Source organism: Leifsonia sp. Leaf336, from assembly GCF_001423695.1.
GTDB lineage: Bacteria > Actinomycetota > Actinomycetes > Actinomycetales > Microbacteriaceae > Leifsonia.
In genome coordinates this window covers 626440-652248 of sequence record NZ_LMOZ01000002.1, presented here as the reverse complement: position 1 = coordinate 652248, position 25809 = coordinate 626440, and the positions used below count along the sequence as shown (strand labels likewise).

Genomic DNA, 25809 nt, shown 5'->3' with positions numbered 1-25809 from the left:
ATGGATGCCGTGACCGTGCGCACTGTCGCCCTCGGCCTCCCCGAGGCCGAGGAGTACGAGCACGGAGGCCTCCCCGCCTTCCGCGTGCGCGGCAGTCGGTTCGCGACGATGCTCGACGCGTCCGCCTCGACGGTCAACCTGATGCTCGGCGAGGCCGGCATCCGGGAGGCCGCCGCCGCCTGGCCGGAGCACTGCTCGGAGCAGTGGTACGCGGGTCGTCTCTCGTCCGCCCGCGTGGATTTCTCGGACATCGATCCGGGGCTGCTGCGCGAGCTGGTCACGGACGCGTGGCGCAACCGCGCGCCGGTCGTCCTCCGGCGGCTCCTCGACTGAGGCGTTCGGTGGAAACGGAGGAGATCCTCTGACCGCGAGCCCGAAACGGCAGTGAGCGGAGGATTCCGGGGCCGATCGACAGCATGAGTCCTCCGCTACCGACGCGGGCGGCAACCTCCGTGGTGCTGCTGCGAACGGAGGGGATACGCGCTGGATCGGGCCGCGGCTCCTCCGGTCGCTGCCTTACAGCGGCGTGTCGAGGCTGGAGTCCTCCGTCGCCGACCGCGCGCGGTGGCCGGTGTGCCCGAGCGACGCGACCACGATCGTGATCGCCGCCGCGACGAGCACTCCGAGCGAGACGTGGACGAGCAGGGCGAGCGCGCCGGCCGCTGCTCCGGCCGAGATCAGCACGACGGCGAGCGCGCGCCGTACCCACATCGACCCGGTACCGCCGGCGAGCCTGCTGTCCGCTGCGAGCCCCGTGAGGGTGGAGGTCACGACCACCGTCGTCACGTCGGCGACCTTGACCCGGCGGGCGAGCGCGGCCTGCATGCCCATCGCGAAGCCGAGCGCCGACGTGGCGATCGTGCCGACCAGTTCGGGGTCGAGGTGGAGGGCGAACGCGAGAACCGCGGCGATCGCGGTGAGGAGGCCGGCGATCAGCCAGAGCGTCCCGGTCACCCTCCCGGACCAGCCGTCATCGCGTTTCACGATCCGCGAGCTGACCACCGCCCCCGCCAGGAAGAAGCCGAGCGCGAGCAGCGGCCGCACGATCGGGAGGTTGGTCGTTCCGGTCAAGGCCATGCCGAGCAGCACCACGTTGCCGGTCATGTTGCCGGTGAAGACGCGGTCGAGGCCGAGGTAGCCGACGGCATCGACGACGCCGGTGGAGAACGTGAGGGCGAGCATGAGGGCCAGGTGCAGCCGATCGGCGTCGGCGCGGCCCAGACGGTGAGTGACGGACACGAGGCACCACACTATTCGCTGGGGCCGGGCATCGGCGCGCTCGCCCGCGGTGCAGACTGGAGCGCATGAGCTTCACGCCGCCTCCCGCCCTGACCACACGCCCGACCCTGACCGGGACGTTCGGAATGTCGGCCTCCACGCACTGGCTGGCCACGGCGAGCGCGCAGGCCGTGCTCGAACGAGGAGGCAACGCGTTCGACGCCGCCGTCGCCGCGGCCTTCGTGCTGCACGTCGTCGAGCCGCACCTGAACGGCCCCGGCGGAGATCTGGTCGCGCTCTTCGCGACGGCCGACGACCCGACGCCGGTGGTCCTCGCGGGTCAGGGCCCCGCGCCCGCCGGCGCCACGCGCGAGCACTATCTCGCCGAGGGACTGGAGCTCGTCCCGGGCGCCGGTGCGCTCGCGGCCGCCGTGCCCGGCGCGGTCGACGGGTGGCTGCTGCTGTTGAAGGATCACGGCACGTGGGAGCTCGCCGACGTGCTCGCGTTCGCGATCGGCTATGCGGAGGACGGCCATCCCGTGCTGGAGCGGGTCTGCGCGACCATCCGCGCGGTGGCCGAGCTGTTCACCGAGCACTGGCCATCGTCGGCTGCGCACTGGATGCCGGAGGGACGCGTCCCCGAGCCGGGAGAGCTCATCCGCAACCCGGCGTACGCGCGGGTGCTGCGCGGGCTGATCGCCGCGGGAGAGGGCGCGGCGACACGCGAGGAGCGGGTGGAGGCCGCGCGAACCGAGTGGGCCACCGGTCTCGTCGCGCGCGAGGCGGCGGCATTCGCGGCGGTCCCGCATCGGCACTCCCCCGGCACGGATCACGCCGGGGTGATCGCGGAGGCCGACTTCGCCGCCTTCCGCGCGACCTACGAGCCCGCTACGACCTTGGAGTTCCGCGGCCACACGATCGCCAAGACCGGAGCCTGGGGACAGGGGCCGGCCCTCCTGGAGACCCTGGCCATCCTCGACGGCTTCGACGACGCCCGCCTCGACCCGTCGTCCGAGCTGGGTGCCCACACGATCCTGGAGGCGCAGAAACTCGCGTACGCCGATCGCGATGCGTATTTCGGCGACGACCGTGTGCCGGTCGCGGAGCTGTTGGCGCCGGAGTACATCGCCGGCCGCCGCGCGCTGATCGGCGAGCGAGCGTCCGCCGAGTTCCGGCCCGGCCGAGTCCCGGGCGTCGAACCGTTCCTCCCGCCGCTGCGCGTCGAGTACACGCCGCGGACGTCGACGGCGATCGCCGGTATCGGCGAGCCGACCGTGTCGCGCACGGGAGAGACCCGCGGCGACACCTGCCACCTGGACGTCGTCGACCGCTGGGGCAACATCGTCTCGGCGACGCCGTCGGGAGGCTGGCTGCAGTCGTCCCCGACCATCCCGGCGCTGGGGTTCTGCCTCGGCACGCGACTGCAGATGACCTGGCTGGAGGAGGGCTCGGCGTCGACCCTCCGACCGGGCAGGCGGCCGCGCACCACCCTCACCCCGACGCTCGTGCTGCGCGACGGCGTGCCGGTGACGGCCCTCGGCTCGCCGGGCGGCGACCAGCAGGACCAGTGGCAGCTGCTCTACCTGCTCCGGACGATCGTCGGCGGCTACACCCCGCAGCAGGCCATCGACGCTCCTGCGCTGCACACGACGTCGCTCGCGGAGTCGTTCTGGCCGCGCACCTGGGTTCCGGGCGGAGCGGTGGTGGAGGCGCGACTCGGGGACGAGGTGATCGCCGGACTGGAGGCGCGCGGGCACGTCGTGACGCGCGCCGGCGGCTGGACGCTGGGCCGGCTCTCGTCGGTGGGCCGCGACCCGGGGACCGGCCTGCTGTCGGCCGCGGCGAACCCGCGCGGGATGCAGGGATACGCGGCCGGGCGGTGACCGCTACCGCGTCTAGGCGCTAGACACTCTCGGTGGCAGCGACGGCCTCCCTCACCGCCGCCACGGTGCGAGCGGCCTCTGTGGCGTCGGTGAGCCAGTTGCTCACGGAGAACCGCAGCACCGCCCGGCCGTGCCAGCTCGACGGCGACGCCAGGGCGACGCCCCCGGCATCGAGCGCCTCCCCGATGCGGCGCGTCCGTGAGTCGTCGCCGAACGACGCGCACACCTGCGTGTAGACGACGTCGTTGAGGATCCGCGCCCCGGGGAGGTCGCGCAGCCCCTCGGCGATGACCGTCGCGGCGTCCGCGAGCCCCTGAACGAGGTCGGCGACGCCGGCGCGTCCCAGCTGGGCCAGCGCCGCATAGACCGGGACACCGCGCGCGCGCCTGCTCAGCTCCGGCACGCGATCGCTCGCGTCGGCGACACCGGAGGACGACGCGAGATAGGCGGCGTGCTGCGCCATCGACGCGTGCAGAGCCTCCGGATCGGCGACGATCGCCACGCCGCTGTCGTACGGTACGTTGAGCGTCTTGTGCGCGTCGGTCGCCCACGAGTCGGCCGCCGGCATCCCCGCTGTCAGGCTCCGCAGACCGGGTGCGGCCGCCGCCCACAGCCCGAACGCGCCATCGACGTGCACCCAGGCGCCGGCCGCGTGCGCCACCTCGATCGCCTCGGCCAGCGGGTCGAACGCACCGGAGTGGACGTTCCCCGCCTGGAGGCACACGATCGCGGGCCCGTCGCCGTCGCCCAGGGCCTCCCTCAGCGCGTCGATCCGGAGCCGGCCCTGATCGTCCGCGGCGACCTCCTTGCCCGCGCCGAGCCCGGCGAGCGCTGCCGCGCTATCGACCGACCCGTGCCGCTCGGCTCCGACGAGCAGCCGCACGCGCGGGCCGCCGGCGAGGCCCTCTGAGCGCACGTCCCAGCCGGCGCGTCTCAGCACGTGGTCGCGCCCGCTGACGAGGCCCACCAGGTTCGCCATGGTCGCACCGGTGACGAACCCCACCTCGGCGGTCGGCGGGAGGCCGAGGAGGTCGAGCAACCAGTCGCCGGCCAGCTCCTCCGCGGCCGCGACGCCCGGTGTCACGGTGCGCAGGGCGGCGTTCTGGTCCCAGGCCGACACGAGCCAGTCGGCGCCCAGGGCGGCGGGCTGAGCCCCGCCGATGACCCAGCCGTGGAACCGGGGCGAATGCATCCGCATCAGGCCGGGACTCACCGCGGCGTTCAGGCGCCGCAGCACCTCGACGGCCGCCGGACCGCGCTCGGGGAGGCGCGCGCCGAGGGCGTCCTTCACCGTGTCGACGTCTGCGCTCGGCGGGATGGCGCCGTCGCGCACCCCGTCGAGCCACTGCCCCGCCAGCGCGGCGACCTCGCCGAGCACCGGGCGGAACGTCTCCCGATCGTCCACACCGGCAGGCTAGTGCCGGGCGTCCGCCGCGGCAACGCCGAGCGGGTGCAGCAAGTCGGGCTCACCAGGTCGGCGGCCGACGCCTCTCCCAGTGGAGGCGACGCTCCAGCTGCGCGGCCAGCGAGAGCAGCGTCCGCTCCCCTCCCGGCCTCCCGATCAGCTGCACGCCCATGGGCAGGCCGTCTTCGGTCTGCGCCACGGGGAGGACGATGCCCGGCAGCCCGGTGACGTTCAGCATCGACGTGAACGGCGTGTAGAGCACCTGCTGTTCGAAGTTGAGCTCGCCGTCCTCCCGGTCGTACCAGCCGATCGGCCGCGGGGTGAGCGCGAGCGCCGGCGTGAGCACCGCGTCGAACGACGCAAGCTGCCGGATGAACGAGCGCTCGTAGGCGGTGAGCGCGCTGAGTGCCTCGCTCAGCTCGCCCGCGCCGATCGACCGGCCGCGCTGCACCAGCCAGGCCGTCAACGGCTCGAGGAGGTCCAGGGTCTCGCCCTCTGCGGGGAGACGTGCAGCGCCGGCCTGCCAGATGGTGCGGAAGGCGGGGGCGTAGGTCGCGTCGCGTTCGAGCGCGGTCTCCTCGACGCCGTGGCCCATCGACGCGAACGCGTCCACTGCGGCATCGAGAGCCGCCAGGGCCTCCGGGGAGATCACGATGTCGTAGGCGTCGTCCCACGCCGACGTGGTCATCACGCCGAGCTGGAACCGGCCCTCGCCGCGCACGGCCGTGCCCAGGAACGGGCCGTCGTCGTCGTAGGGCGCGCGCAGCGTGTAGTGGTGGTCGATGCGGCCGCCGACCTTCGCGATCATCCCGTCGAGCAGCAGCGCGGCGTCGGCGGTCGTTCGGGCGAGCGGTCCGGAGACGACGAGACCGGCAAGCGAAGCGATCCCGCTGCCGGCCGGCACCAGGCCGCGGGTCGGTTTGAGCCCGACCAGACCGCACGCCGCCGCCGGGATGCGGATCGAGCCGCCGCCGTCGGAGCCCGGCGCGAACGGCAGCATCCCGCTCGCGACCGCGACCGCGGCGCCGCCGCTGGAGCCTCCCGCTCCGCGTTCCGGGTCCCACGGATTGCGTGCAGGGGGCGCCACGAGCGACTCGGTGTACGCGGGGAGGCCGAACTCGGGTGCGTTCGTCTTGCCGAGGCTCACCGCTCCCGCCGCGTCCAGGGTCTCGACGATCTCATCGGAGGTGTCGGGCACGAAGCCGGCCATCACGCGCGACCCGAAACCGGTCGGCACGCCCGCCCGGTGCCAGAGGTCTTTGTCGCCGAACGGCAGCCCCCACAGCGGCGCCGTCTTCGGCACGCTCTCGGCGACCTCGTCGGCTCGCGCCAGCGCCTGCTCGCCCGTGACGGTGACGAAGGCGCCGAGCTGCGGGTTGAGCCGCTCGATGCGATCCAGGTAGTGGGAGGTCAGCTCCCGGGGCGAGACACGTCCCGCCTGCAGTTCCTGCCACAACTCCAGCGCCGTCAGCTCATGCAGTTCCGCCATGCCTCCACGCTAGGCCGCCAGGGGCCCGATTTGCGCCAAGTGCGGCGATCGATCGCGCACGACGCAACATTTGCGGCAAATCTCTTGACACTCACGGGGTGAGGGTTGCATGGTTAGTTACATGACTAATGAACCAGTGAGGTTCGTGTGATCGAAGAAGGCAAGCCGATCTTCGTCCAGATCGCCGAGCAGATCGAGAACGACATCATCGAGGGCGTCTACCCGCCCGAGACGCAGGTGCCGTCCACGAACGAGTTCGCGGCCTTCTACCGGATCAACCCGGCCACAGCCGGCAAAGGCGTCAATGTTCTCGTCGACGACGGGATCCTCTACAAGAAGCGAGGCATCGGCATGTTCGTCTCCGACGGCGCACGGGAACGGCTCGTCGCCAAACGGCGCGAGGCGTTCCGCGACGAATACCTCAAGCCCCTGCTCGCCGAAGCGGCGAAGCTCGGGATCGGCCCCGACCAGATCAGCCAGATGATCCAGAAGGAAGGAGTCAGCGCATGAGCGCGACCCCGGCACCGACCTCCATCGCACCCGCGGTGCAGGTATCGAACGTGACCAAGCGGTTCGGATCGTTTACCGCGATCGACGACGTCTCCGTCACCATCAAGCCGAACCGCATCCACGGCCTCCTCGGCCGCAACGGTGCGGGCAAGACCACGCTGATGCAGCTCATCACCGGACAGGACTTCGTCTCGGCGGGCGACATCCGGGTGTTCGGCGAGAAGCCCACCGAGAACGCGCACGTGCTGCAGAACATCTGCTTCATCAAGGAGAGCCAGCGCTACCCGGAGGACTTCCAGCCCCGGCACGTCTTCCGCAGCGCGCCGTGGTTCTTCGAGAACTGGGACGCCGACCTGGCCGACCAGCTGATCGAGGACTTCCGGGTCCCGCTGAACCGGCGCATCAAGAAGCTCTCCCGCGGCCAGCTCTCGGCGGTCGGCGTGATCGTCGGCCTGGCCTCCCGAGCCCCGCTGACGTTCTTCGACGAGCCCTACCTCGGCCTCGACGCCGTTGCACGGCAGCTCTTCTACGACCGGTTGCTGGAGGACTTCGCGGAGCACCCGCGCACCGTCGTCCTCTCGACCCACCTGATCGACGAGGTGGCGAACCTCCTCGAGCACGTCATCGTGATCGACCAGGGCCGCATCCTGATGGACGACGACGCGGAGACCCTGCGCTCGTCGGCGACCACGGTCGTCGGGCAGCGCGCCGCGGTCGACGCCTTCGTCAGCACTCGCGAGGTGCTCCACCGGGAGGGCATCGGCGGCCTGGCGTCCGTGACCGTGTCCGGGCTCGGCACCGCCGAGCGCGCGGAGGCGACCGCCGCGGGCCTCGAGCTCGCGCCCGTCTCCCTGCAGCAACTCATCGTCCGCAAGACCAACGTCCGTGAGACAGAATTCGAGCAGAGCGCATGACCGCCATCACGCAGAACCCCGGCGCCCCGGCGCTGCACACCGGTCCGGGCGCGGCGACACGCATCTGGCGCGTCGTCCGCCTGAACCTGGTGAACAAGTGGACCACCATCTGGGTGCCCGTGATGATCATGTTCTTCATCTGGCTGGTCAACTGGCTGATCTGGTGGATCATCTGGGGAGCGACGGCGCCGGCCGACCGCGCGAAGGCGATGGACGGCACGCAGTGGAGCGGCGGAGCGTTCTACATCTTCGTCTACATGCTCGTCGTGGGCATCCAGGTGATCTCGGCCACGTTCCCGTTCGCCCTCGGGTACAGCGTCACCCGCCGTGACTTCTCGCTCGGATCGGGCCTCACGTTCCTCCTGCTCTCGACGGGCTACGCGATCGGCTTCACGGTGCTCTCGTCCGTCGAGGAGTGGACGAACGGCTGGGGGCTCGGTGGGCACTTGTTCACGTCGGTCTACTTCGCGGGCGCATCGTTGCCCGGGAGGCTGTTCATCGTGTTCGCCGGAATGCTGTTCTTCTTCGCCATCGGGGCGTTCTCGGCCGCGCTGTTCATGCGGTGGCGGATGTACGGGGTGCTCGCCATCCTGGCGCTGATCGTGCTCCTGACCGTCGGAGCCGTCGCGCTGATCACCTTCACCGGCAGCTGGGCCGCGGTGGGCGATTGGTTCGCCGCCAACGGGCCGGTGGGGGTCACGGCGTGGCTGCTGGTGCCGACCGCCCTCGCCGCCCTGGCCGGCTTCGCCGTGCTCGCGAGGGCGACGCCGCGCAGCTGATCGTGCGCCGCACATGGACGTGGCCGGGAGCCCTGCTCCCGGCCACGATTTGTGCCATCGGCCTCACTCGGCCGACCCGCCACGCGGGCCGTCCGACGATGTCGTCGAGGTCAGCCTAGGTGAGGCGGACGGCCGCGACCGGATGTGCAGGAGACTCATAGCCGACTCAGGACAGATTCGCGATGACCTCACGCGCGAGCCGTTCCAGGCCCTCCGGCGACGTGCTGTTCAGTTGAAGCCAGCTGTTCTTCACCTTGACGTCGAGGTAGGTGAACGCGCGGCCCGAACCTTCGGGCCCGCCGAAATGGCGGGTCGATACGTAGGCGTCGTCGCCGAGACCGGCAACGGAGAGGACCTCGCTCCCGCCCGCGACGCGGCCGGTCTTGACGGTGTCGTAGTAGGTCGCGCCTCCCGGGAGGACCGCGAGATGAACACCCTGATCCGTGCCCGGGACACCGAAGCTCGCCCAGTAGGCACCAGTGAGCGACGCAGACTTCAAGAAGCCCGCGGCGTTCTCTCCGCCCTCCGCTTTGGCCACGTAGACCGTATCGACGCCCAGCGTTTCGGCGATTGCATCGAGCGCCAAGAACTCTTCCGGCGCCGCGACCGCACGGAGACTGCCGCCCTCGGGCTCCCAGAGGGGATCCGGCTCGTCAAGCGCGGCGACGACAGCGACGGCTCCTTCGAACACACGCCGCGCCTCGGATCGGTCTACCGCTCTGCTCGTCACCATGCCAACCACTTGGTATCCCCCGACGTTTTTGCCGAAGAGACAGCGACGGGAGTCCATACCGGGACAGTCGAAGTATCCGCCGTCGTCGACGGTGATGCTCCACTCGTCTGGGATCAATCGGAAGCCCTGATCCTGCCCGACGATCGGTAGGACACCGACGAACACACCGGAATCCCGCCCCGTCGGCTCATTCGCGTCCTCGCTGCGGTACTCGCACATCAGCGCACCGGCGCGCAGCTCGGAATAGTACACGGGGCTAGGGTCGTCGCTCGTCGTAACCACTGCGCGAAGTGCACGCCCGGTGGCCGCTCGAGCGGCCGCGGTATCGACCAGCGTGTCACAGTCTGTCGCGACCCGGAGGCTCGGCGCCAAGGCCGTAGACGGCGTCGGCATCGGCATCGGTGCGCTCGGCCGCATCGGCGCCTTCGCCTCTGACGTCGGCGCGGCACAGCCGGTCAGCAGCGCCAGCACGATCAGGGCGCTCACCGGAACCGCGCGGCCGAGACGCGGTGCAAAAGGTTTCATTTTAGATACATTAGCTCACGGACCCAGGCGCCTCGAGCTCCTGGAACACCGTCACCTGGAGGTCGCCCGGCGTCGCCAGCCGGGAGTTCAGCGAGCTCCACGGCGTCACCGTCGGCGGCGCGATCAGCTCGGCGCCGGCCTCCACCAAGCGTGCGGTGACGGTGGGCCCATCATCCACCTCGAACGCCAGGCGGATGTGCGGCGCGACCGGGCGGCCGACCTCCACCTCGTCGATCATCGCCTTCTGGGCCGGGTTCGCGAGCTCGAGCGTGGCCCTGCCCGCATCGAGGATCGCCACCCGTGCGCCGCCGTCGCCCGCGTAGCTCTCCTGCTCGGGGAGGCCGAGCACGTCGCGGAAGAACGCGAGCGCCTCGTCGTAGTCCTCGGCCTCCACCACGATGCGCAGCTGCCGAACCGGTGCCGTGTCGTCCATCCGCCGTTCCTCTCCGATCGCCACCGCGGTGTCGTTAGTGTTGTGGCGTGCTGGGTTACATCTTCCTCGCCGTCGCCATCGCGACGGAGGTCGTCGCGACGACGTTCCTCAAGTTCACCTCCGGCGACAACCCCAAGTGGTGGGCGTTCGCCATCGTGGTGGTCGGGTACGTCGCGTCGTTCGTCGCGCTGTCGCAGTCGCTCTCACGCGGCGTGCCGCTCGGCGTCGCCTATGCGATCTGGTCGGCCGTCGGCGTCGCCGTGATCGCGGTGATCTCGTGGATCTTCTTCAAGGAGTCGCTCACCTGGGTGCAGATCCTCGGCCTGGTGCTGCTGATCGGCGGCGTCGGCCTCCTGGAGCTCGGCGGCCGGCACCCCGCCTCCTGAGGCACGACGCCCGCCGGTGCGCTCAGCCGACGAACGCCGCCAGCGCGTCGTCGATCGTCCGCGCGGGCTGCACCCACGGGAACATCGCGCCGATCCCCTCGGGCACGTAGTCGCCGTCGGCCGTGACCGTGATCGTCCCGAGCGGACGGCCGCGGTCCGGAACGGCGTCCTCGTCCTCATACGAGTGGTCGTACACGGAGAACACGTCGCCGTCTTCGTAGACGGACAGGTCTTCCAGCAACGGCATCTCAGAACCTCCTGGTGAACGGCATCGGCTTGCGCATGCGGATGAGGAGCAGCAACGGCACCAGCACGTACGGGCCGTTGTAGAGCAGGAAGACGACCGGGTTCGGCGTGCGCTCCCCCACCGGGCCGAAGAACTCGACGCCAAAGATCGGGATGGCCGTCAGGCTGATGATCATCGTCGCGTAGATCACGCAGAACAGCTGGATCCAGTTGAAGCCCTTCACCAGGCACACGATGAGGAGGATGTAGAACGGCAGGTAGACGAACGCGCTCGTTCCGGTGATGAACCGCAGCCACAGCGGCTCGTGCATGTAGAGCGGGTCGTACTGCGACGAGTACGTGTAGTTCCACTGGGCGAGGATGTTGGTCGTCGTCGCCGTCTGCGGGATCCCGAGCGTCGGGATGGCGTCGCTGATGATGCAGGTCAGGCTGAACAGCGAGAACATCACGACGAAGAAGATGTCGAACGGGCGCTTGCGGAGCGGGAGGTTCGCGGGCGTCGCTGGCGCGGCGGAGGCGACCTGGCCGGTGTCGGGGGTGGCGGTGGTCACGGGGCCGAGCCTAGCCGTCGTGCGCCGCCGACGGGAGGAGACCCGCGCACCCGTGTCCGCGTGGCCACGTCTACGTACCCGTGTCTACGTCAGGTCGCTCGAAGCCGGCGCAGCTCTCGGCGTGCACGATGCCGCGCCTTCAGGAACACGTCGACTGCCCGGTATCCTCCCCCGCTGGGGTTGAACGGCAGCTCGAGCACTTCGGCGTCGGTGACGCGCATGATCTCGCGCAGCAGCGCCTGGCCGTGGTCGGCGCGCTCGCGTGCCGGGACCCCGAGCAGCCGCGCCAGCATGCGCCGGTTGCCGAACGGCATGAACGCCTCTTGAGCGATGTCCCACTCCAACTGGCTCTGCGCCTGCCACGACCCGCAGCGGTGCTCCCAGTAGAAGAGGTCGTCGATCGCCACTCCGGACGCCCGGGCGATCGGCGCCGTCGCTTCGAACCAGTGCTCCACGGCGTCGACGACGAACGGCAGCTCCGACCATCCGGAGTGCAGGGCCAGGATGTCCGCCGCATCGCGCGTCGGCGGAGCCGCGCCGTCGTGCCAGTAGAAGTTGCGGACGATCTCGCTGGCGTTGCCCTTGAGTGTCACGTGCCCACCCGGCAGACCGTGCAGCATCCCCTGCGCGATGATCCCCCAGTCGTCGTAGTGCGCGAGCGGGCTGTTACCGGTGTAGAGCCGGCGCCACTCTGCGCCGGGGAGCCCCCGGCAGTCGACGAGATGGTGCTGCACGCCCGCTCGCCGCGCGACGCGGGAAGCGATGTGCGGATCGGCCGAGAGGCGGCCCAGGTGACGATAGAGCAGCGTGTAGACGAACACCCGCGAACGGCGCGATCGGGGCGTGGCGGCCAGGAGCGCGCGAGAGTCGTACCCGGCCGTCAGCGGCAGACTGAGCGGGAAGCGGAAGGACGCGGCCTCGAGGGAGGCGGAGAGCTGCCCCGCAGCGAACCCGGCGGCCTCCTCGAGGGTGGTCTGAGCCACCGGCTCGACCGGCCAGACCCGCACCTGGCGTCGCTCGGTGACATCGAGGCGGTGGTTCGGGATGAGCCGATGGACCTGGTCGAACAGGGTCACGTCGGCGGGCAGGAAGGCCTCCCGGTCGAGCTGGGCGTGACGCGATCCGGCGAACACGGCCCGCCGGCCGGAGTCTGCCAACGAGACGGCCTCGGCGAGGAGGAACGACTGGGAGGCCGCGTGGAACTCGTCCCCGGTCCAGGTGTACTCGACGGCGCGCGCTCCCACGGCGTCGGTCTGAACGTGGAGGTCGGGCCCGTCGAAGACGAACAGCACGAATCGCCCGGAGAGCCGGTCGATCGTCGCCTGCTCGCTGCCGCGCCGCCGGTCGGCCGCGAGGAGCTCGAGCACCGCCGCGTCGTCGTGCTCGGGATGGTCGGGGTCGATGGCGAACCCCAGGAGCACCAGCGTGACATCGGCATCCGAACGGTGGACGGTCAGGCCGAGCTCCGGATGCGCGTAGACGTTATGGTCGCCGACCCGTTCATGCTGCCACCCGGGCAGTTCGACCGCGCGCGGCGTCAGGAGGAACTGGCGGCGGAACCGCAGCAGCGTCGACGACTCGCTCCGGGAGACGTCACGGGTTGGAGCACTCACCGAAGAGACATTACAGAACTTGAGTGTGAAATAACACACTCTCGGGGTGACTTCACCCCGGCTTCGCCTACTTCAGGGATTTCTGCATCAGCACGGTGCCGAGCCAGCGCTCGAACTTGTAGCCGACCCGGCCCATCCGCCCGATCTCGGTGAAGCCGAAGTTCTCGTGCATCTTGATGGAGGCCTCCGCGCCCTTGTCGGCGATGACGGCGATCATCTCCTTCAGACCCGCGGCCTTCGACCGGTCGATGAGCTCCTGCATGAGCACCGGGCCGAGACCCTTGCCGGTGGAGGCCGCGCCCAGGTAGATCGAGTTCTCGACCGTGAACCGGTAGGCGCGCTTCTGCTTCCACGGCGTCACCAGCGCGTAGCCGAGGATCTGCCCGGTGGACGACTCGGCGACGATGAACGGCATGCCGAGCTTCTTCAGGTACCCGAACTTGTCCTTCCACTCCTTCAGCGTCATCGCGTCCTCATCGAACGTGACGGTGCTGTTGGCGACGTAGTGGTTGTAGATCTCGCGCACGTGGGGGAGGTCTTCTGGACGGGCCTCCCGGAGGCTGTACTCGAACGGCGCCTCTTCGGGCGCCGGCTTGCGCAGGTGCCGCGGGAGCACCCGACGCGCTTCGTATTCCTCTTCCAGCACTGCGACCTCCTGAACGTGCACGACAAGGTTACGTCGTCCGGCGTTTCGGCCGCGTTACGGCTCCAGAGACCAGTCAACGGGCTCGGCACCCAGACCCTCCAGAAGGGCATTGCTGCGCGAGAACGGCCGCGAGCCGAAGAAGCCGCGGGAGGCGGACAGCGGACTCGGGTGCGGCGACTCGATCACCGAGTTGCCGTCGAGCAGCGGCTTCAGCGTGGAGGCGTCCCTCCCCCACAGGATGCTCACGAACGGCTCCCCGCGCGCCACCAGCGCGCGGATGGCGTGCTCGGTGATCGGCTCCCACCCCACGCCACGGTGGGAGGCCGGAGCGCCGGGACGCACGGTCAGCACCCTGTTGAGCAGCATCACGCCGTTGCCCGACCATGCACTCAGGTCACCGTGCGCCGGCGGCACGACGCCGAGGTCGTCGCGCAGCTCGCGGTAGATGTTCTGGAGGCTGCGCGGGATCGGCCGCACGTGACGCTCGACCGCGAACGAGAGGCCGATCGGGTGCCCGGGCGTCGGGTACGGGTCCTGGCCGACGATGAGCACGCGTACATCGGCGAGCGGCGCCCGGAACGCGCGCAGCACGTTCTCGCCGGACGGCAGGTACGGGCGGCCGGCCGCGACCTCCGCGCGCAGGAAGTCGCCCATCGCGGCGATCCGGCCGGAGACGGGAGCGAGGGCCTCGGCCCAGCCCGGGTCCATCGAGCCGTCGGCGGCCAGCTCGGGCAGCGACTTCGCCATCAGGGTTTCCGCTCCACGGCGGTCAGTGCGTGGCCGCGGTGACCGGCGGGAGGGCGGACCAGGGGAAGGTGATCCAGCGGTCGGTGCGGCGCCAGACGAAATCGGGCTCGAGCACGGTGCGAGGCTTGGAGTAGAGGCACACGGTGCGCACGTCGGCACCGGAGGCCGCGATCAGGTCGACCACGAGAGCGAGGGTGCGCCCGGAGTCGGAGACGTCGTCGACGAGCAGCACCTTCTTGGCCTCCAGCGCCGCGGAATCGAGCATCGGCGGCAGCACCACGGGCTCCGGGAGGCGCGAGTCGACACCCGTGTAGAACTCGACGTTGAGCGCTCCGCAGGCCTTGATGCCGAGGGCGTAGGAGATGGCGCCGGCGAGCAGCAGGCCGCCCCGCGCGATGGCCACGACCATGTCGGGCTCGAAGCCGGATTCGACGACCTCTCCCGCGAGATGACGGGCGGCATCGCCGAACTCGAGCCAGCCGAGGACCTCGCGTTCGGTCTCCGTGAGAACGTCTGTACCTGAATCGTCGAGTTCGCTGGCCACGCCTCTACCGTACAAGGGCGGGGCAGGTGTTAGCATCCGCGCATGACATCGGAGAAGACGGTCGTCCAGCGTCGGGCGACCACCGCGATCGGAGCGACAGCCGCCCTCATCGGCTGGCTCGCGCTGGTCGAGCTCACCAGCGGCATCCTGCAGGGCTACTACGTGCCGCTGATCTCCGACATCGTCAAGCACCTGGGCATCCACGACGCCGACTACAACTGGTTCGAGGCGGCTCAGCTGCTGCTCTCCGCGCTGGTCGTGCCGGTGCTCGCCAAGCTCGGCGACATGTTCGGCCATAAGCGCATCCTGCTGGTCGCCACGGTGCTCACCGCGCTCGCCAGCTGGGCGCTGGCCTTCTCGAGCGACTTCACGACCTACCTCATCGCGTTCGCGCTGCAGGGCTTCTACGTGGTCTGGCTGCCGCTGGAGATCGCGCTGATCTTCGATCGCGGCCGGCGCACCGGCACCGCCGCCTCCCGCACTCGTCGCGCCGCCGGCCTGCTGGTGGTGGCCCTGGAGGCCGGGGCCATCGTCGGCGCGATCGGCGCCGGCCTGCTGTTCGACGCGCTGGGCCAGAACGTCGCCATCACGCTCATGGTGCCCGCCGTGGCGGTCACGCTGGTGTTCTTCGCGATCCTGTTCGGCGTCCCCGAGTCCGAGCCGGTCCGCGGCCGCACGCTCGACGGCGTGGGCTTCACTTTGCTGACGCTCGCGCTGCTGCTGATCACCTCCGGCCTGACCTTCCTGCGGATCAACGGCGTCGGCACCTGGTGGGTGTGGGCGCTCATCGTGCTCGGCGTCCTCGCGTTCGTGCCCTTCGGACGCTGGGAGCTGAAGCAGAAGGACCCGGCCATCGACCTGCGGGTGATGGGCCGGCCGAACATGTGGCCGGTGCAGCTGACGGCCGGTCTCATCGGCATCAGCCTGCTGGGGGCGCAGGCGCCGCTGAGCACCTACGCCGGAACGGACCCGGTGAACGGCTACGGCCTGGGCCTCAGCGCCGGCCAGCGCAGCATCCTGATCGGGGCGTACCTGATCTCGATGATCGTCGGGGCCGTGCTGTTCCCGCTGGTGTCGTCGTGGCTGAGCCCGCGGGTGACCCTGATCGGGGCCGCGTTCCTGGTCGCGATCGGCTACCTCCTCTTCTTGCCGTTCCACCTGGAGACTTGGCAGGTGTTCACGAACATGGCGATCGCGGGCATCGGCTCCGGCGCGCTCGTCGGCGCCCTGCCTGCCGCAGCGGCCGCCGCCGCCCCGCACGGCCAGACGGGTGTCGCCACGGCCATGACGAACACGACCAAGACGATCGGAGGCTCGTTCGCCTCCGCCGTCTTCGGTGTGGTGCTGCTGACCGGCGCCGCCACCGTCACCGCGACGGCGGCGAGCCTCTTCGGCTACATGCTGGTCTGGACGATCTGCGGCCTCGGCGCCCTCGTGGCCGCAGTGCTCCTCTTCTTCGTGCCGCGCCTGGCATTCGCCGACGCGGAGGCGCCGACCGTCTGACAGGACGAGACAGGGGGAACCATGGACAACCCACTACCGCCGCAGGTCGGCGAGGCTCTCACCCGGTTCCTTCTCGAACAGCGGCGCATCGCCCCCGGCCTGGTCAGCCGCGCCGTGGTCACCGGCTCGGCGGCCACCGACGACTGGCACGACGGCGTCAGCGACATCGACGTCGTGTTCGTGGTCACCCGCGATCCGAAGGACGACCTGCCGGCGCTCGCCACCCTCCACGCGGAGTCGACGCCGCACATCGACGGTGTCTACCTGACGGAGTCGGAGATCGCGCGCGGGCCCGATCAGGTCGAGACCGCGCCGCAGGTCGTGGAGGGCGTGCTCCTCAGCGCGCTCGCCGGCGGCCAGCTGAGCTGGGCGACCTGGCGCGAGCTGGAGGACGGCGTGCAGGGGGTCGCCGACGGCGGCGACGTCATCTGGACGCCGACCTCCGACCGCCACCCGGACACCGCTGCGCAAGTGGTGGCCCGCTCGCGCGACGACCTCATCGACTTCTGGGCGCCGGTGGGCGACAGTGCGGAGGCCGAGCTCGCCGACCGGCAGCCCGGAGACGCGGTGCGGTCGGAGACGGTCCGCTGGCTCGCCCTCGGGCCGATCCGGCTCGTGGAGACGATGGAGTCGGGGTACATCGTGTCGAAGACCGCTGCGGCGCGCAGCGCCGCCGAGCGCTGGCCGGAGCACGCGGAGCTGCTCGACCGGGTGGTACGCGATCGCGCCGGCGAGCGCCAGGACTTCACGACCGCCGACGCGCGGCAGGCGATCGCCCTCCTGCGCACCTGCGTCGCCCTCGCCGACTCGTAGCGCACCTCTTCTCGAACACCGAAGGGCACGTCGTTGTCACTTTTCGAGAGGAAAAGCGACAACGACGTGCCCCTCGGCGGAGGTCCGGGTCGTCAGACGCGGGCGGCTTCCACGACGGCTCGCGCAGCGGCGAGGCCGGCGGAGAGGTCGGCCTTCAGGTCGTCGATGTTCTCGAGCCCGACCGACAGACGCACCAGGCCAGGAGTGACGCCCGCGGTGAGCTGCTGCTCCGGGGTCAGCTGGGAGTGCGTGGTCGACGCCGGGTGGATGACCAGGCTGCGCACGTCGCCGATGTTCGCCAGGTGGCTGAACAGCGACAGGTTGTCGACGAGCGCCGCGCCGGCGTCCACTCCGCCCTTGAGCTCGAATGAGAGCACCGCGCCGACGCCCTTGGGGGCGTACTTGTTGGCGGCGGCGTACCAGGGGCTGGTCGGCAGGCCGGAGTAGTTGACGGACGCGACGTCGGGGTGGGCCTCCAGGAACTCCGCGATCTCCTGCGCGTTCTGGGTGTGGCGCTCCACGCGCAGCGAGAGGGTCTCGATGCCCTGGATGAGCTGCCAGGCGCTGGCCGGGGCGATCGCCGAGCCGAGGTCGCGAAGCAGCTGCACGCGGGCCTTGATGATGTAGGCGAGCCCGTCGCCGACCGCGGCGGTGTAGACGGCGCCGTGGTACGACGGGTCGGGCTGCGTCAGGCCCGGGTACTTCTCGGCGTTCTTCGACCACTCGAACGTGCCGCCGTCTACGACGACGCCGCCGATGACCGTGCCGTGGCCGCCGAGGAACTTGGTGGCCGAGTGCACGATGATGTCGGCGCCGTGCTCGAACGGGCGAATCAGGTACGGCGTCGCGATCGTGTTGTCCACGATCAACGGCACGCCGGCCTCGTGAGCGACGTCGGCGACGAGCGCGATGTCGAGGATGTTGATCTTCGGGTTTCCGATGGTCTCCGCGAAGAAGAGCTTGGTGTTGGGGCGGACCGCGCGGCGCCACTCCTCGGCGTCGTCCTGGTTCTCGACGAACGTGGTCTCGATGCCCAGCTTCGCGAGCGTGTACTTGAACAGGTTGTAGGTGCCGCCGTAGATGGAGCTCGACGAGACGATGTGGTCGCCGGCCTGGGCGATGTTCAGCACCGCGAACGTCTCCGCCGCCTGGCCCGAGGCGACGAGGAGGGCGCCGGTGCCCCCTTCGAGCGCGGCGACGCGCTCCTCGACGACCGCCTGGGTCGGGTTCTGGATGCGGGTGTAGATGTTGCCGAACTCGGCGAGCGCGAACAGGTTCTTGGCGTGCTCCGCGTTGTTGAACACGTAGGAGGTCGTCTGGTAGATCGGGGTGGCGCGAGCGTTGGTCACCGGGTCGGGTGCGGCACCGCTGTGGATCTGCTTGGTCTCGAACTGCCAGTCGGCGGCGTCGGTCATGGCTTTCGCTCCTTGTTCGGGTGAGTGCACCGTTCGGTGGTCGGTAACACGCTAGGCTCGCGGCCGCGCGGGGGCAACGCTGCCGAAACATGCCGTAACCCGAGAGAATAGGCAGCATGAGCAGCAGACGCGTGGTCGTGACGGGAGCGAGTTCGGGGATCGGGGCGGCGACGGTCCGCCTGTTCCGCGAGGGGGGCTGGGAGGTCGTGGGCGTCGCCCGCCGCCAGGACCGTCTCGACGAGCTGGCTGCCGAGACCGGCGCCGACGTCTTCGCCGCCGACCTGACCCGCCAGGAGGACGTCGACGCGCTGCGCGACCACCTGGCAGCGACCGGGCCGATCCACGCCCTCGTCAACAACGCCGGCGGGGCCAAGGGGCTCGACTCGGTGGAGGCCTCCAGCGTCGACGACTGGGTGTGGATGTACGAGATCAACGTCATCGGCACCAAAAGGGTGATCAGCGCTCTGCTGCCGCTGCTCCGCGACGGCGCACGGGAGTCCGGCCACGCCGACATCCTGAACGTCACGTCGATCGCCGGCCTCGCCGCCTACGTGGGCGGCGGCGGATACAACGCCGCCAAGTACGCCGAGCACGCCCTCACGGAGGTGCTGCGGCTGGAGCTGAACGGCGAGCCCATCCGTGTCGTCGAGGTGGCGCCAGGGATGGTCGCCACCGAGGAGTTCTCGCTCGTTCGCTTCGACGGCGACAAGGCGCGTCGCGACGCGGTCTACGAGGACGTGCCGGAGCCGCTCACGGCGGAGGACATCGCGGAGACGATCGTGCACGCGTTGGAGCTCCCGCGGCACGTCGACCTCGACCTGATCGTGGTCAAGCCGGTCGCACAGGCGGCGTCGTACCGGTTCGCCAAAGGGCCTCTGCGGGTCAAGGACTAGCCGTGGCCGACGACGCGAAACGCAGACGCTGGGAGGCGGCCACGGTGTGGCCGGGCATCGTCGCGAGCGTCGCGTTCCTCGTCGCGTACTCGTGGACGGTGCTGGAGCCGGACATGCCGCAGGAGCTGTACCGCCTCCTCCTCTGGCTGCTCGGGCTCATCTGGCTCGCGTTCCTCGTCGACTACGTCGTACGGTTCCGGCTCGCGAGCGACAGGCGCAGCTTCGTGCGGCACAACCTCGTCGACCTGCTGTCGGTGCTCATCCCGCTGGCTCGCCCGTTCCGGCTGATCGTGGACCTGTTCCGCATCCCGAGCCTGCGCGGCAACTCGGGCAGCCACCTGCGGCGACGGATCGTCATCATCGCCGGCACCTTCGTCGTGATGTTCATCTACGTCATCTCGCTGGCCGAGTACCAGGTGGAGCGCTATGCCGCCGGGTCGAACATCCGCTCGTTCGGAGACTCGCTCTGGTGGGCGTGCGTCACGATGGCGACCGTCGGCTACGGCGACTACTACCCCGTGACCGTGACCGGGAGGCTGCTCGCGGTCATCCTGATGATCGGCGGCGTCGCCATCGTCGGAACGGCGAGCGCGACGATCGTCAGCTACCTGAACGAGCAGACCCAGCAGGCCAGGCAGCGACGGTCGGGGCAGCGGGACGTGGGCCGCGAGCTGAACCTGCCCTCCAACGACGCCCCGGACGACGACCAGGGCGGTCCCGCGTAACACAGCACCGGCCACCTTCCCGCTCCGGGAGAATGAACCCATGGAGTGGCAGACCTCGGCGGACACAGCACCTTCGAGCTTCATCACGGAGGCTCTGGCGCGATCACTGCTGGGCAAGCCTCCGGCGAGCGGGGCGTGGAAGGAGTCGGACGCCGAGGGGTCGCGGCGATTCGCGGGCATCGGCGCCTTCGCCTTCGAGAGCGGCGAGAGCCTCCCCTTCGTGCGCATCGCCTACGAGACCTGGGGCGAGCTCTCGCCGGAGGCCGACAATGCCGTACTGGTGCTGCACGCCCTGACCGGCGACAGCCACGCCGTCGGGCCCTCCGGCATCGGCCATCCCACCCCCGGCTGGTGGCAGGGCGTCATCGGCCCGGGCAAGGCCATCGACACCGACCGCTGGTTCGTGGTCGCCCCCAACATGCTCGGCGGCTGCCAGGGGACCACCGGTCCCGCCTCGATCGCCCCGGACGGCGCCGAATGGGGTCCGCGGTTCCCGTTCACCACCATCCGCGACCAGGTGAACGCGCAGGCCGCTTTCGCGGACGCGATCGGGGTCGGGCGCTGGGCCGCCGTGATCGGCGGCTCGATGGGCGGCATGCAGGCGCTCGAGTGGGCGGTCTCGTTCCCCGAGCGCGTCGAGCGGCTGGCCGTGATCGCCGCTCCCCCGTTCTCCACCGCGGACCAGATCGCGCTCAACTCGGTGCAGATCGAGGCGGTGCGCACCGACCCGCTCTTCCACGGCGGCCTCTACTACGACGAGAAGGACGGCGAAGGCCCGCACCGCGGCCTGGCGCTCGCCCGCCGGATGGCGCTCCTCAACTACCGGAGCCCGTCGGAGCTCAACGAGCGCTTCGAGCGCGCCTGGCAGAGCGGGATCAGCCCCCTGGGCGGAGGAGGCCGGTTCGCCGTCGAGTCGTACCTCGACTTCCACGGCAACAAGTTCACCCGCCGCTTCGACGCGAACAGCTACCTCACCCTCGTGGAGGCGATGAACTCGCACGACGTCGGCCGCGGCCGCGGCGGCCTGGCGGCGGCGCTCGCGCGCGTCACCGCCCGCACGCTCGTGGTCGGCATCGACAGCGACCGGCTGTTCCCCGTGGAGGGACAGGAGCTCATCGCCTCCCACCTCCCGGAGACGATCGACGGTAGAGTTCCGGTGGTGATCCGCTCCGACTTCGGTCATGACGCGTTCCTGATCGAAGACGATGCGATCACCGAGCAGCTGAGGAGGCTGTTCGAGGCTTGAGGGGAACGGAGGGGCATGTCGCGCATCCAGAAGGAGCGTGATCGGCTTCTCGCCACCACCGCCCGCACCGTCGGCCTCACCGCGACCGCGACGGCGCTGTTGACCCTGAGCGTCCCCGGCACCATCCCCCTGCCCCTGTACTTCGCGTCGCTCGTGCTGCTCGCCTGCATGGGGGTGGCGCAGTTCCAGCTCGCGACGCTCACCCGGCTGACCGTGTGGATGTGCGTCATCGTCGTGGCGGGTGTCGGGATCATCGCCCTGAACCTGCTGCCGAAGTCGCAGCTCGGACCGTCGGCGGTCACCACGGTCGGCGTCGTCGGCGCCGTCGGCGTCGCCTGCGTGTCGCTGCTGGGGCCGACCTCCCGTCGTCGCACCCTGCTGGCGATCCTCGCCGGCGCCGCGACCCTCGCCGCCACGGTGACGACGCTGCTCGTCACGGGCTCCCGCCTCCTCGAGGTGCTGATCTTCATCGTGGCCGGCTGGGTCGCCCTCACCGCCACCGGCGTCTGGCTGGCCCGCACGGTGCCGCGGGCCCTCAAGCGCATCTCCACCATGAGCCGCGCCTATCGCGTCGAGCGCCAGGCGAGCGAGACGGAGGCGCGACGCCGCCAGGGCGCCCGCCTGCTGCACGACACCGTGCTCGCCACGCTCACTCTGCTCGCCCACTCCGGTGTCGGTGTCGGCGTCGGCGCGCTGCGCGAGCAGGCCGCGGAAGACGCGGCGCTGCTGCGTCAGCTGCGCCTCGGCTTCACGCCGGACCCGACGCGGTCGGGCGACTACCGCCTCAAGCCGGTCGAGGAGTCCACGCTCGGCAACACCCTGGAGTCGGTGAAGCAGCGCTTCCGCCGGATGGGGCTGGAGGTCAACTGGCACGGCGCCGGCCAGGTGCTGCTGCCGAGCGACGTGCTCGACTCGTTCCTGCTCGCCCTCGGCGAGTGCCTCGAGAACGTGCGCAGGCACTCCGGCGTCAACGAGGCGCACGTCACGATCACCGACGACGAGACGACGGTGCGCGCGATGGTCACCGACGCGGGCAAGGGTTTCGACGTCGCGAGCATCGAGGAGGGCCGCCTCGGCTTCACCGAGTCCATCGTCGCCCGCCTCCGCGACGTCGGAGGCAACGCGCGACTGTTCTCATCGCCCGGCAGCGGGACGACCGTGGTGCTGGAGGTGCCCAAGTGAGCCCGGACGACCGCACCATCCCCCTCTCCCGCGGGCTGCTCGGCTCCCGCCGGTCGGGCGCCGTGGGCTCCGCGACCCTCCCCCGCGGGCGACAGGAGCGCGACGCGCTCGGCCGCGCGCGCCTCGACCTCGGGTTCAACATCGCCTCCGTCGCGCTCATCGCCTTCCTGTTCGCCATCATGGTGATCACAGCGCCGAACTACCCCGACCTCGCATTGAGCCTCGCCGCGTGGGGCGTACTGCTGGTCACCCTGGTGACGGCGCTCGTGCTGCGGTTCCGGCTGCCCGACCTCCTGCCGAACTGGCTGTTCGCCGTCGCGCTCGCGCTCTGGGCGGCGGTCGTCGTGCTCGACGTCCTCGGCACCGCGACATCGGCGGCCTGGATCCCGCTCACGGCCGCAGCCGCCGTCGGCCCGGCCCTGCTGCTCTGCGTGCCGGTGCGGCCCGCGCGCGACATCGTCCTCGCCACAGCGGTGCTCGGCGTCGTGCTGGCGGCGGTGCTGCTGTTCCGTTCGATGGGCCACCTCCAGATGCTCGGCCCCAGCGTCGCCACGGTCGCCATCGCGATCGCGCCTCCCCTGGTCGGCATGCAGGTCGTCCGGTCGCTCAGCACGCTCGTGCAGCTGGAGCTCGACCTCGTCCAGGTGCAGAGCACGGTGTCGTCGCCCGGTTATGCCGTCGGGATGATGGCGTCGGAGGAGCTCGCCCGCCTCGACCTCGCCGCCGAGCGCCTCCTCGACGGGGTGGCGACCGGTCGCACCGCCCTCCCCCTCGACGAGGCCACCTCCGACACGGCCGCCAGCATCGCCACCGAGCTGCGGCTGCACCTCATCCAGGGCCGCAAGGAGACCTGGCTGTACCACGCCGTGACGGAGTCGGCGCTGCTCGGCCCGACCGTCACCCTCACCGACCCCGACGGCCTCGCCGCGGGACTCACGCGCGATCAGCGCGACGGCCTCCTCACCGCTGTGTGGCTGCTGATCAGCGACCCGGTACGCTCCGGAGCGGGTCAGGCGCGCACGCTCAGCCTCGACATCGAACGCGCCGCCGGACCGCAGGTGGCCGCAGGATCGGCCGTGGCGACCGGTGCGACAATGGCGATTGTGATCACGACCACCGGTGTGCCGCGAAACGGGGTAGACCCTGCGGCGTGGCAAGCTATCCGTAAGGTGGGACGCCACGCCGAGTCGTACTCCGACTCGGCGCTCCGCATCGAGATCACCACCGTGAGCGACACAACGGCCGAGCTGACCTGACCAGGCCCGGCCATCCGAAGGAAGAAAGGCTGCTCATGAGCGAGGCTCCCCCCATCAGAATCGCCATCGTCGACGATCACAAGATGCTGCTCGGCGCCCTCACCGAATGGATCCGCGGCGCAGCGGACGACATCCGCATGGTCGCGGCCGTCGCCAGCTGGCCCGAGCTGCTGACGCACCCCGAGTTCCCGGTGGACGTCGTGCTGCTCGACCTCGACCTCAAGGACAACATCCCCATCTCGCTCAAGCTGTCGACGCTCAAGACGACCGGCGTGCGGACGGTGCTGATGAGCACCTACTCCGAGCCGGCCGTGGTGCGCGAGGCGCTGGCCGCGGGCGCGCTCGGCTACCTCGTCAAGAGCGAGGACGCCGAGATGATCGTGGAGGCCATCCGGGCCGCCAGCAAGGGCGAGTCCTTCATCTCGGCGGAGCTCGACCTGGCCCTCAACGCCGGCGAGCTCGGCGGCGCGCCGAAGCTCAGCGCGCAGGAGCGCCGCGTGATGGCGCTCTACGGCGCCGGCGAGCCGGTGAAGGCCGTGGCCTTCCAGCTCGGGATCTCGGACGAGACCGCCAAGAGCTACCTCAAGCGTATCCGCGAGAAGTACCGCGTGGCCGGCTACGACGTGGGCACGAAGGTGGCGCTGCGCAAGCGCGCGATCCAGGACGGCATCCTCCTCCAGAACGACTGAGTGGCGCCGCGCCGGTCCCGCCGCAGCGGGGTCGCAACACGCCGTTACGGTGCGTTGGTAACGGCGTGTTGCGTCCCCTCGGCACCGGGTCCGCGCCGGGTTGGCGTCACGTAACGCGATTGAAACGTCACACTCGAAACGATTCGATAGACTGACGGAGTGAACCCCGTCATCAACGGGCCGACGCAGCTGTCGTCGGCCCGTACTCGTCTTGCCCTGCTCGCTCTCGCCCTCGGCGGTTTCGGCATCGGCTCCACGGAGTTCGTCGCCATGGGCCTGCTGCCGAACATCGCCAACGACCTGCTGCCGCAGCTCTATGCGGCCTCCCCCACCGCGGCGAACGCGCAGGTGGGCTGGATCATCTCGGCCTACGCGCTCGGCGTCGTCGTCGGCGCGCCGACCATCGCCGCGATGGCCGCGCGCTGGCCGCGCAAGAAGCTGCTGCTCTGGCTGCTGGTCGCCTTCACAGTCGGCACGGTCGCCTCCGCGCTCGCACCCACCTTCCAGCTCGTGCTGCTGGCCCGCTTCGTCTCGGCGCTGCCGCACGGCGCCTACTTCGGCATCGCCTCCCTGGTCGCCGCATCGCTGATGGGGCCGGGCAAGCGCGGGCAGGGCGTCGCCTTCGTGCTCTCAGGGCTGACGATCGCCAACGTCATCGGCGTCCCCTTCATCACCTGGATCGGGCAGACGCACGGCTGGCGCATCGCCTACATGGTCGTCGCGGCGATCTTCGCCCTGACTTTCGCCGCCGTCGCCCTGCTGGTGCCCTGGCAGGCCGGCGACCCCAAGGCCACCCTCCGCAACGAGCTCAGGGCGTTCACCCGCCTGCAGGTCTGGCTCGCCCTCCTCATCGGAGCGATCGGCTTCGGCGGCTTCTTCGCCGTCTACACCTACGTCGCCCCGATGGTGACGACGGTCACGGGGCTGACGGCGTCCGCTGTCCCGCTGGTGCTGATACTGGTCGGCGTCGGGATGACGGTCGGCAACATCCTCGGTGGCCGCCAGGCCGACCGCGGCGTCGAGCTCGGGATGCTGCTGTTCTTCGGCGTGATGCTCGCCGGTCTGGCGGCACTGTTCTTCACGGCGTGGAGTCTCGCGGGCCTCCTGATCTCGATCTTCGTCATCGCCGCCGCCGCGTCGGCGCTCTCGCCGATGATCCAGACGCGCCTGATGGACGTCGCGCACGACAGCCAGTCGATCGCCGCCGCCCTCAACCATTCGGCGCTCAACATCGCGAACGCGTCGGGCGCGTTCCTCGGCGGCCTCACGATCGCGGCCGGCTTCGGCTACCTGTCGCCGATCCTCGTCGGCATCGTCCTGGCCGTGGCCGGCATCGCGCTCGCGCTCGTGTCGTTCGGCATCGACCGCTCCCGCCTCCGGCGCGGCGTCGACACCGGCGTGGTTCACGCCCAGCGCCCCGACCCGGTCCCGATCGACTGACGCGCCGCCGAGCCGAGGGACGCGT

Annotated in this window: 27 protein-coding genes; 15 read left to right on the top strand and 12 right to left on the bottom strand. The window is 70.4% G+C overall.

Going from position 1 to position 25809, the window contains the following annotated elements:
• Complete coding sequence (locus tag ASF88_RS11945; protein ID WP_055918490.1) at nucleotides 1–333, top strand: MmcQ/YjbR family DNA-binding protein; 333 nt, start codon at nucleotides 1–3, stop codon at nucleotides 331–333.
• A gap of 183 nt (nucleotides 334–516) precedes the next feature.
• On the opposite strand, the gene ASF88_RS11940 is transcribed toward ASF88_RS11945, so the two are convergent.
• Entirely contained in the window at nucleotides 517–1182 is a 666-nt protein-coding gene (locus tag ASF88_RS11940) for a YoaK family protein (RefSeq protein ID WP_055920375.1), read from the bottom strand.
• Between the two features lie 122 nt (nucleotides 1183–1304).
• Here ASF88_RS11940 and ASF88_RS11935 point away from each other — a divergent pair, with 122 nt between their 5' ends.
• Nucleotides 1305–3101 (top strand): gamma-glutamyltransferase family protein, encoded by a 1797-nt coding sequence (locus ASF88_RS11935; RefSeq protein ID WP_055918486.1) that lies wholly within the window; start codon nucleotides 1305–1307, stop codon nucleotides 3099–3101.
• Between the two features lie 19 nt (nucleotides 3102–3120).
• Here the strand turns inward: ASF88_RS11935 and ASF88_RS11930 are convergent, their stop codons facing one another.
• Together ASF88_RS11930 and ASF88_RS11925 are read right to left on the bottom strand one after the other, a co-directional pair.
• Nucleotides 3121–4506 carry a pyridoxal phosphate-dependent decarboxylase family protein gene (locus ASF88_RS11930; RefSeq protein ID WP_055918483.1) on the bottom strand — a complete coding sequence of 462 codons (1386 nt, stop codon included), beginning with the start codon at nucleotides 4504–4506 and terminating at the stop codon, nucleotides 3121–3123.
• A gap of 61 nt (nucleotides 4507–4567) precedes the next feature.
• On the bottom strand, nucleotides 4568–5995 hold the full coding sequence (locus tag ASF88_RS11925) for an amidase (protein WP_055918480.1): 1428 nt from the start codon (nucleotides 5993–5995) through the stop codon (nucleotides 4568–4570).
• 147 nt (nucleotides 5996–6142) lie between these two features.
• Here ASF88_RS11925 and ASF88_RS11920 point away from each other — a divergent pair, with 147 nt between their 5' ends.
• From ASF88_RS11920 to ASF88_RS11910, 3 genes are read left to right on the top strand one after another with little or no spacing between them, the layout of a single operon-like run.
• Nucleotides 6143–6505 (top strand): GntR family transcriptional regulator, encoded by a 363-nt coding sequence (locus tag ASF88_RS11920; protein ID WP_082518924.1) that lies wholly within the window; start codon nucleotides 6143–6145, stop codon nucleotides 6503–6505.
• On the top strand, nucleotides 6502–7419 hold the full coding sequence (locus ASF88_RS11915; protein ID WP_055918478.1) for an ABC transporter ATP-binding protein: 918 nt from the start codon (nucleotides 6502–6504) through the stop codon (nucleotides 7417–7419). Before ASF88_RS11920 ends, ASF88_RS11915 begins: the two co-directional genes overlap by 4 nt.
• Entirely contained in the window at nucleotides 7416–8198 is a 783-nt protein-coding gene (locus tag ASF88_RS11910) for a hypothetical protein (RefSeq protein WP_055918475.1), read from the top strand. Before ASF88_RS11915 ends, ASF88_RS11910 begins: the two co-directional genes overlap by 4 nt.
• A gap of 166 nt (nucleotides 8199–8364) precedes the next feature.
• Here the strand turns inward: ASF88_RS11910 and ASF88_RS11905 are convergent, their stop codons facing one another.
• Both ASF88_RS11905 and ASF88_RS11900 read right to left on the bottom strand, forming a co-directional pair.
• Nucleotides 8365–9456 carry a hypothetical protein gene (locus ASF88_RS11905; protein ID WP_157498315.1) on the bottom strand — a complete coding sequence of 364 codons (1092 nt, stop codon included), beginning with the start codon at nucleotides 9454–9456 and terminating at the stop codon, nucleotides 8365–8367.
• A gap of 10 nt (nucleotides 9457–9466) precedes the next feature.
• A complete protein-coding gene (locus tag ASF88_RS11900; protein ID WP_055918470.1) occupies nucleotides 9467–9889 on the bottom strand; it encodes a VOC family protein in 423 nt (140 codons plus the stop codon).
• 47 nt (nucleotides 9890–9936) lie between these two features.
• On the opposite strand from ASF88_RS11900, the gene ASF88_RS11895 reads away from it, so the two are divergent.
• The gene (locus tag ASF88_RS11895) at nucleotides 9937–10275 is read left to right on the top strand and encodes a DMT family transporter (protein WP_082518923.1); all 339 of its coding nucleotides are present in this window, start codon (nucleotides 9937–9939) and stop codon (nucleotides 10273–10275) included.
• 22 nt (nucleotides 10276–10297) lie between these two features.
• Here ASF88_RS11895 and ASF88_RS11890 read toward each other — a convergent pair whose 3' ends face one another.
• The 6 genes from ASF88_RS11890 to ASF88_RS11865 all read right to left on the bottom strand — a co-directional run bounded on the left by ASF88_RS11890 (nucleotide 10298) and on the right by ASF88_RS11865 (nucleotide 14622).
• A complete protein-coding gene (locus ASF88_RS11890; RefSeq protein ID WP_055918466.1) occupies nucleotides 10298–10522 on the bottom strand; it encodes a hypothetical protein in 225 nt (74 codons plus the stop codon).
• A gap of 1 nt (nucleotide 10523) precedes the next feature.
• The gene (locus ASF88_RS11885; RefSeq protein WP_055918463.1) at nucleotides 10524–11072 is read right to left on the bottom strand and encodes a DUF2781 domain-containing protein; all 549 of its coding nucleotides are present in this window, start codon (nucleotides 11070–11072) and stop codon (nucleotides 10524–10526) included.
• 89 nt (nucleotides 11073–11161) lie between these two features.
• The gene (locus ASF88_RS11880) at nucleotides 11162–12685 is read right to left on the bottom strand and encodes a hypothetical protein (protein WP_055918460.1); all 1524 of its coding nucleotides are present in this window, start codon (nucleotides 12683–12685) and stop codon (nucleotides 11162–11164) included.
• A gap of 67 nt (nucleotides 12686–12752) precedes the next feature.
• On the bottom strand, nucleotides 12753–13331 hold the full coding sequence (locus ASF88_RS11875; RefSeq protein ID WP_055918457.1) for a GNAT family N-acetyltransferase: 579 nt from the start codon (nucleotides 13329–13331) through the stop codon (nucleotides 12753–12755).
• 54 nt (nucleotides 13332–13385) lie between these two features.
• The gene (locus ASF88_RS11870) at nucleotides 13386–14078 is read right to left on the bottom strand and encodes a uracil-DNA glycosylase (RefSeq protein WP_055918454.1); all 693 of its coding nucleotides are present in this window, start codon (nucleotides 14076–14078) and stop codon (nucleotides 13386–13388) included.
• Between the two features lie 22 nt (nucleotides 14079–14100).
• Entirely contained in the window at nucleotides 14101–14622 is a 522-nt protein-coding gene (locus ASF88_RS11865; protein WP_055918451.1) for a phosphoribosyltransferase, read from the bottom strand.
• Between the two features lie 42 nt (nucleotides 14623–14664).
• On the opposite strand from ASF88_RS11865, the gene ASF88_RS11860 reads away from it, so the two are divergent.
• On the top strand, nucleotides 14665–16125 hold the full coding sequence (locus ASF88_RS11860) for an MFS transporter (protein ID WP_055918447.1): 1461 nt from the start codon (nucleotides 14665–14667) through the stop codon (nucleotides 16123–16125).
• A 21-nt stretch (nucleotides 16126–16146) separates the two neighbouring features.
• Nucleotides 16147–16938 (top strand): nucleotidyltransferase domain-containing protein, encoded by a 792-nt coding sequence (locus ASF88_RS11855; RefSeq protein ID WP_055918444.1) that lies wholly within the window; start codon nucleotides 16147–16149, stop codon nucleotides 16936–16938.
• Nucleotides 16939–17030: 92 nt separating this feature from the next.
• On the opposite strand, the gene ASF88_RS11850 is transcribed toward ASF88_RS11855, so the two are convergent.
• Nucleotides 17031–18353: a bifunctional o-acetylhomoserine/o-acetylserine sulfhydrylase gene (locus tag ASF88_RS11850; protein WP_055918441.1), complete on the bottom strand. Its 1323-nt coding sequence runs from the start codon at nucleotides 18351–18353 to the stop codon at nucleotides 17031–17033.
• 116 nt (nucleotides 18354–18469) lie between these two features.
• Between ASF88_RS11850 and ASF88_RS11845 the strand changes: the two genes are divergently transcribed.
• From ASF88_RS11845 to ASF88_RS11815, 7 genes are all read left to right on the top strand, one after another.
• Entirely contained in the window at nucleotides 18470–19246 is a 777-nt protein-coding gene (locus ASF88_RS11845) for an SDR family oxidoreductase (RefSeq protein ID WP_200935273.1), read from the top strand.
• 2 nt (nucleotides 19247–19248) lie between these two features.
• Entirely contained in the window at nucleotides 19249–19971 is a 723-nt protein-coding gene (locus ASF88_RS11840) for a potassium channel family protein (protein ID WP_055918435.1), read from the top strand.
• A gap of 40 nt (nucleotides 19972–20011) precedes the next feature.
• The gene (metX, locus tag ASF88_RS11835) at nucleotides 20012–21217 is read left to right on the top strand and encodes a homoserine O-acetyltransferase MetX (protein ID WP_055918432.1); all 1206 of its coding nucleotides are present in this window, start codon (nucleotides 20012–20014) and stop codon (nucleotides 21215–21217) included.
• A gap of 15 nt (nucleotides 21218–21232) precedes the next feature.
• Nucleotides 21233–22399, top strand: a complete 1167-nt coding sequence (locus ASF88_RS11830; protein WP_055918430.1) for a sensor histidine kinase — start codon at nucleotides 21233–21235, stop codon at nucleotides 22397–22399.
• A complete protein-coding gene (locus ASF88_RS11825; protein ID WP_235493421.1) occupies nucleotides 22396–23655 on the top strand; it encodes a hypothetical protein in 1260 nt (419 codons plus the stop codon). The genes ASF88_RS11830 and ASF88_RS11825 overlap by 4 nt, the downstream gene beginning before the upstream one ends.
• Before the next feature lie 35 nt (nucleotides 23656–23690).
• Complete coding sequence (locus ASF88_RS11820; RefSeq protein WP_055918427.1) at nucleotides 23691–24344, top strand: response regulator; 654 nt, start codon at nucleotides 23691–23693, stop codon at nucleotides 24342–24344.
• 159 nt (nucleotides 24345–24503) lie between these two features.
• Nucleotides 24504–25784, top strand: a complete 1281-nt coding sequence (locus ASF88_RS11815; RefSeq protein WP_055918424.1) for an MFS transporter — start codon at nucleotides 24504–24506, stop codon at nucleotides 25782–25784.
• The last annotated feature ends 25 nt before the right edge of the window (nucleotides 25785–25809 follow it).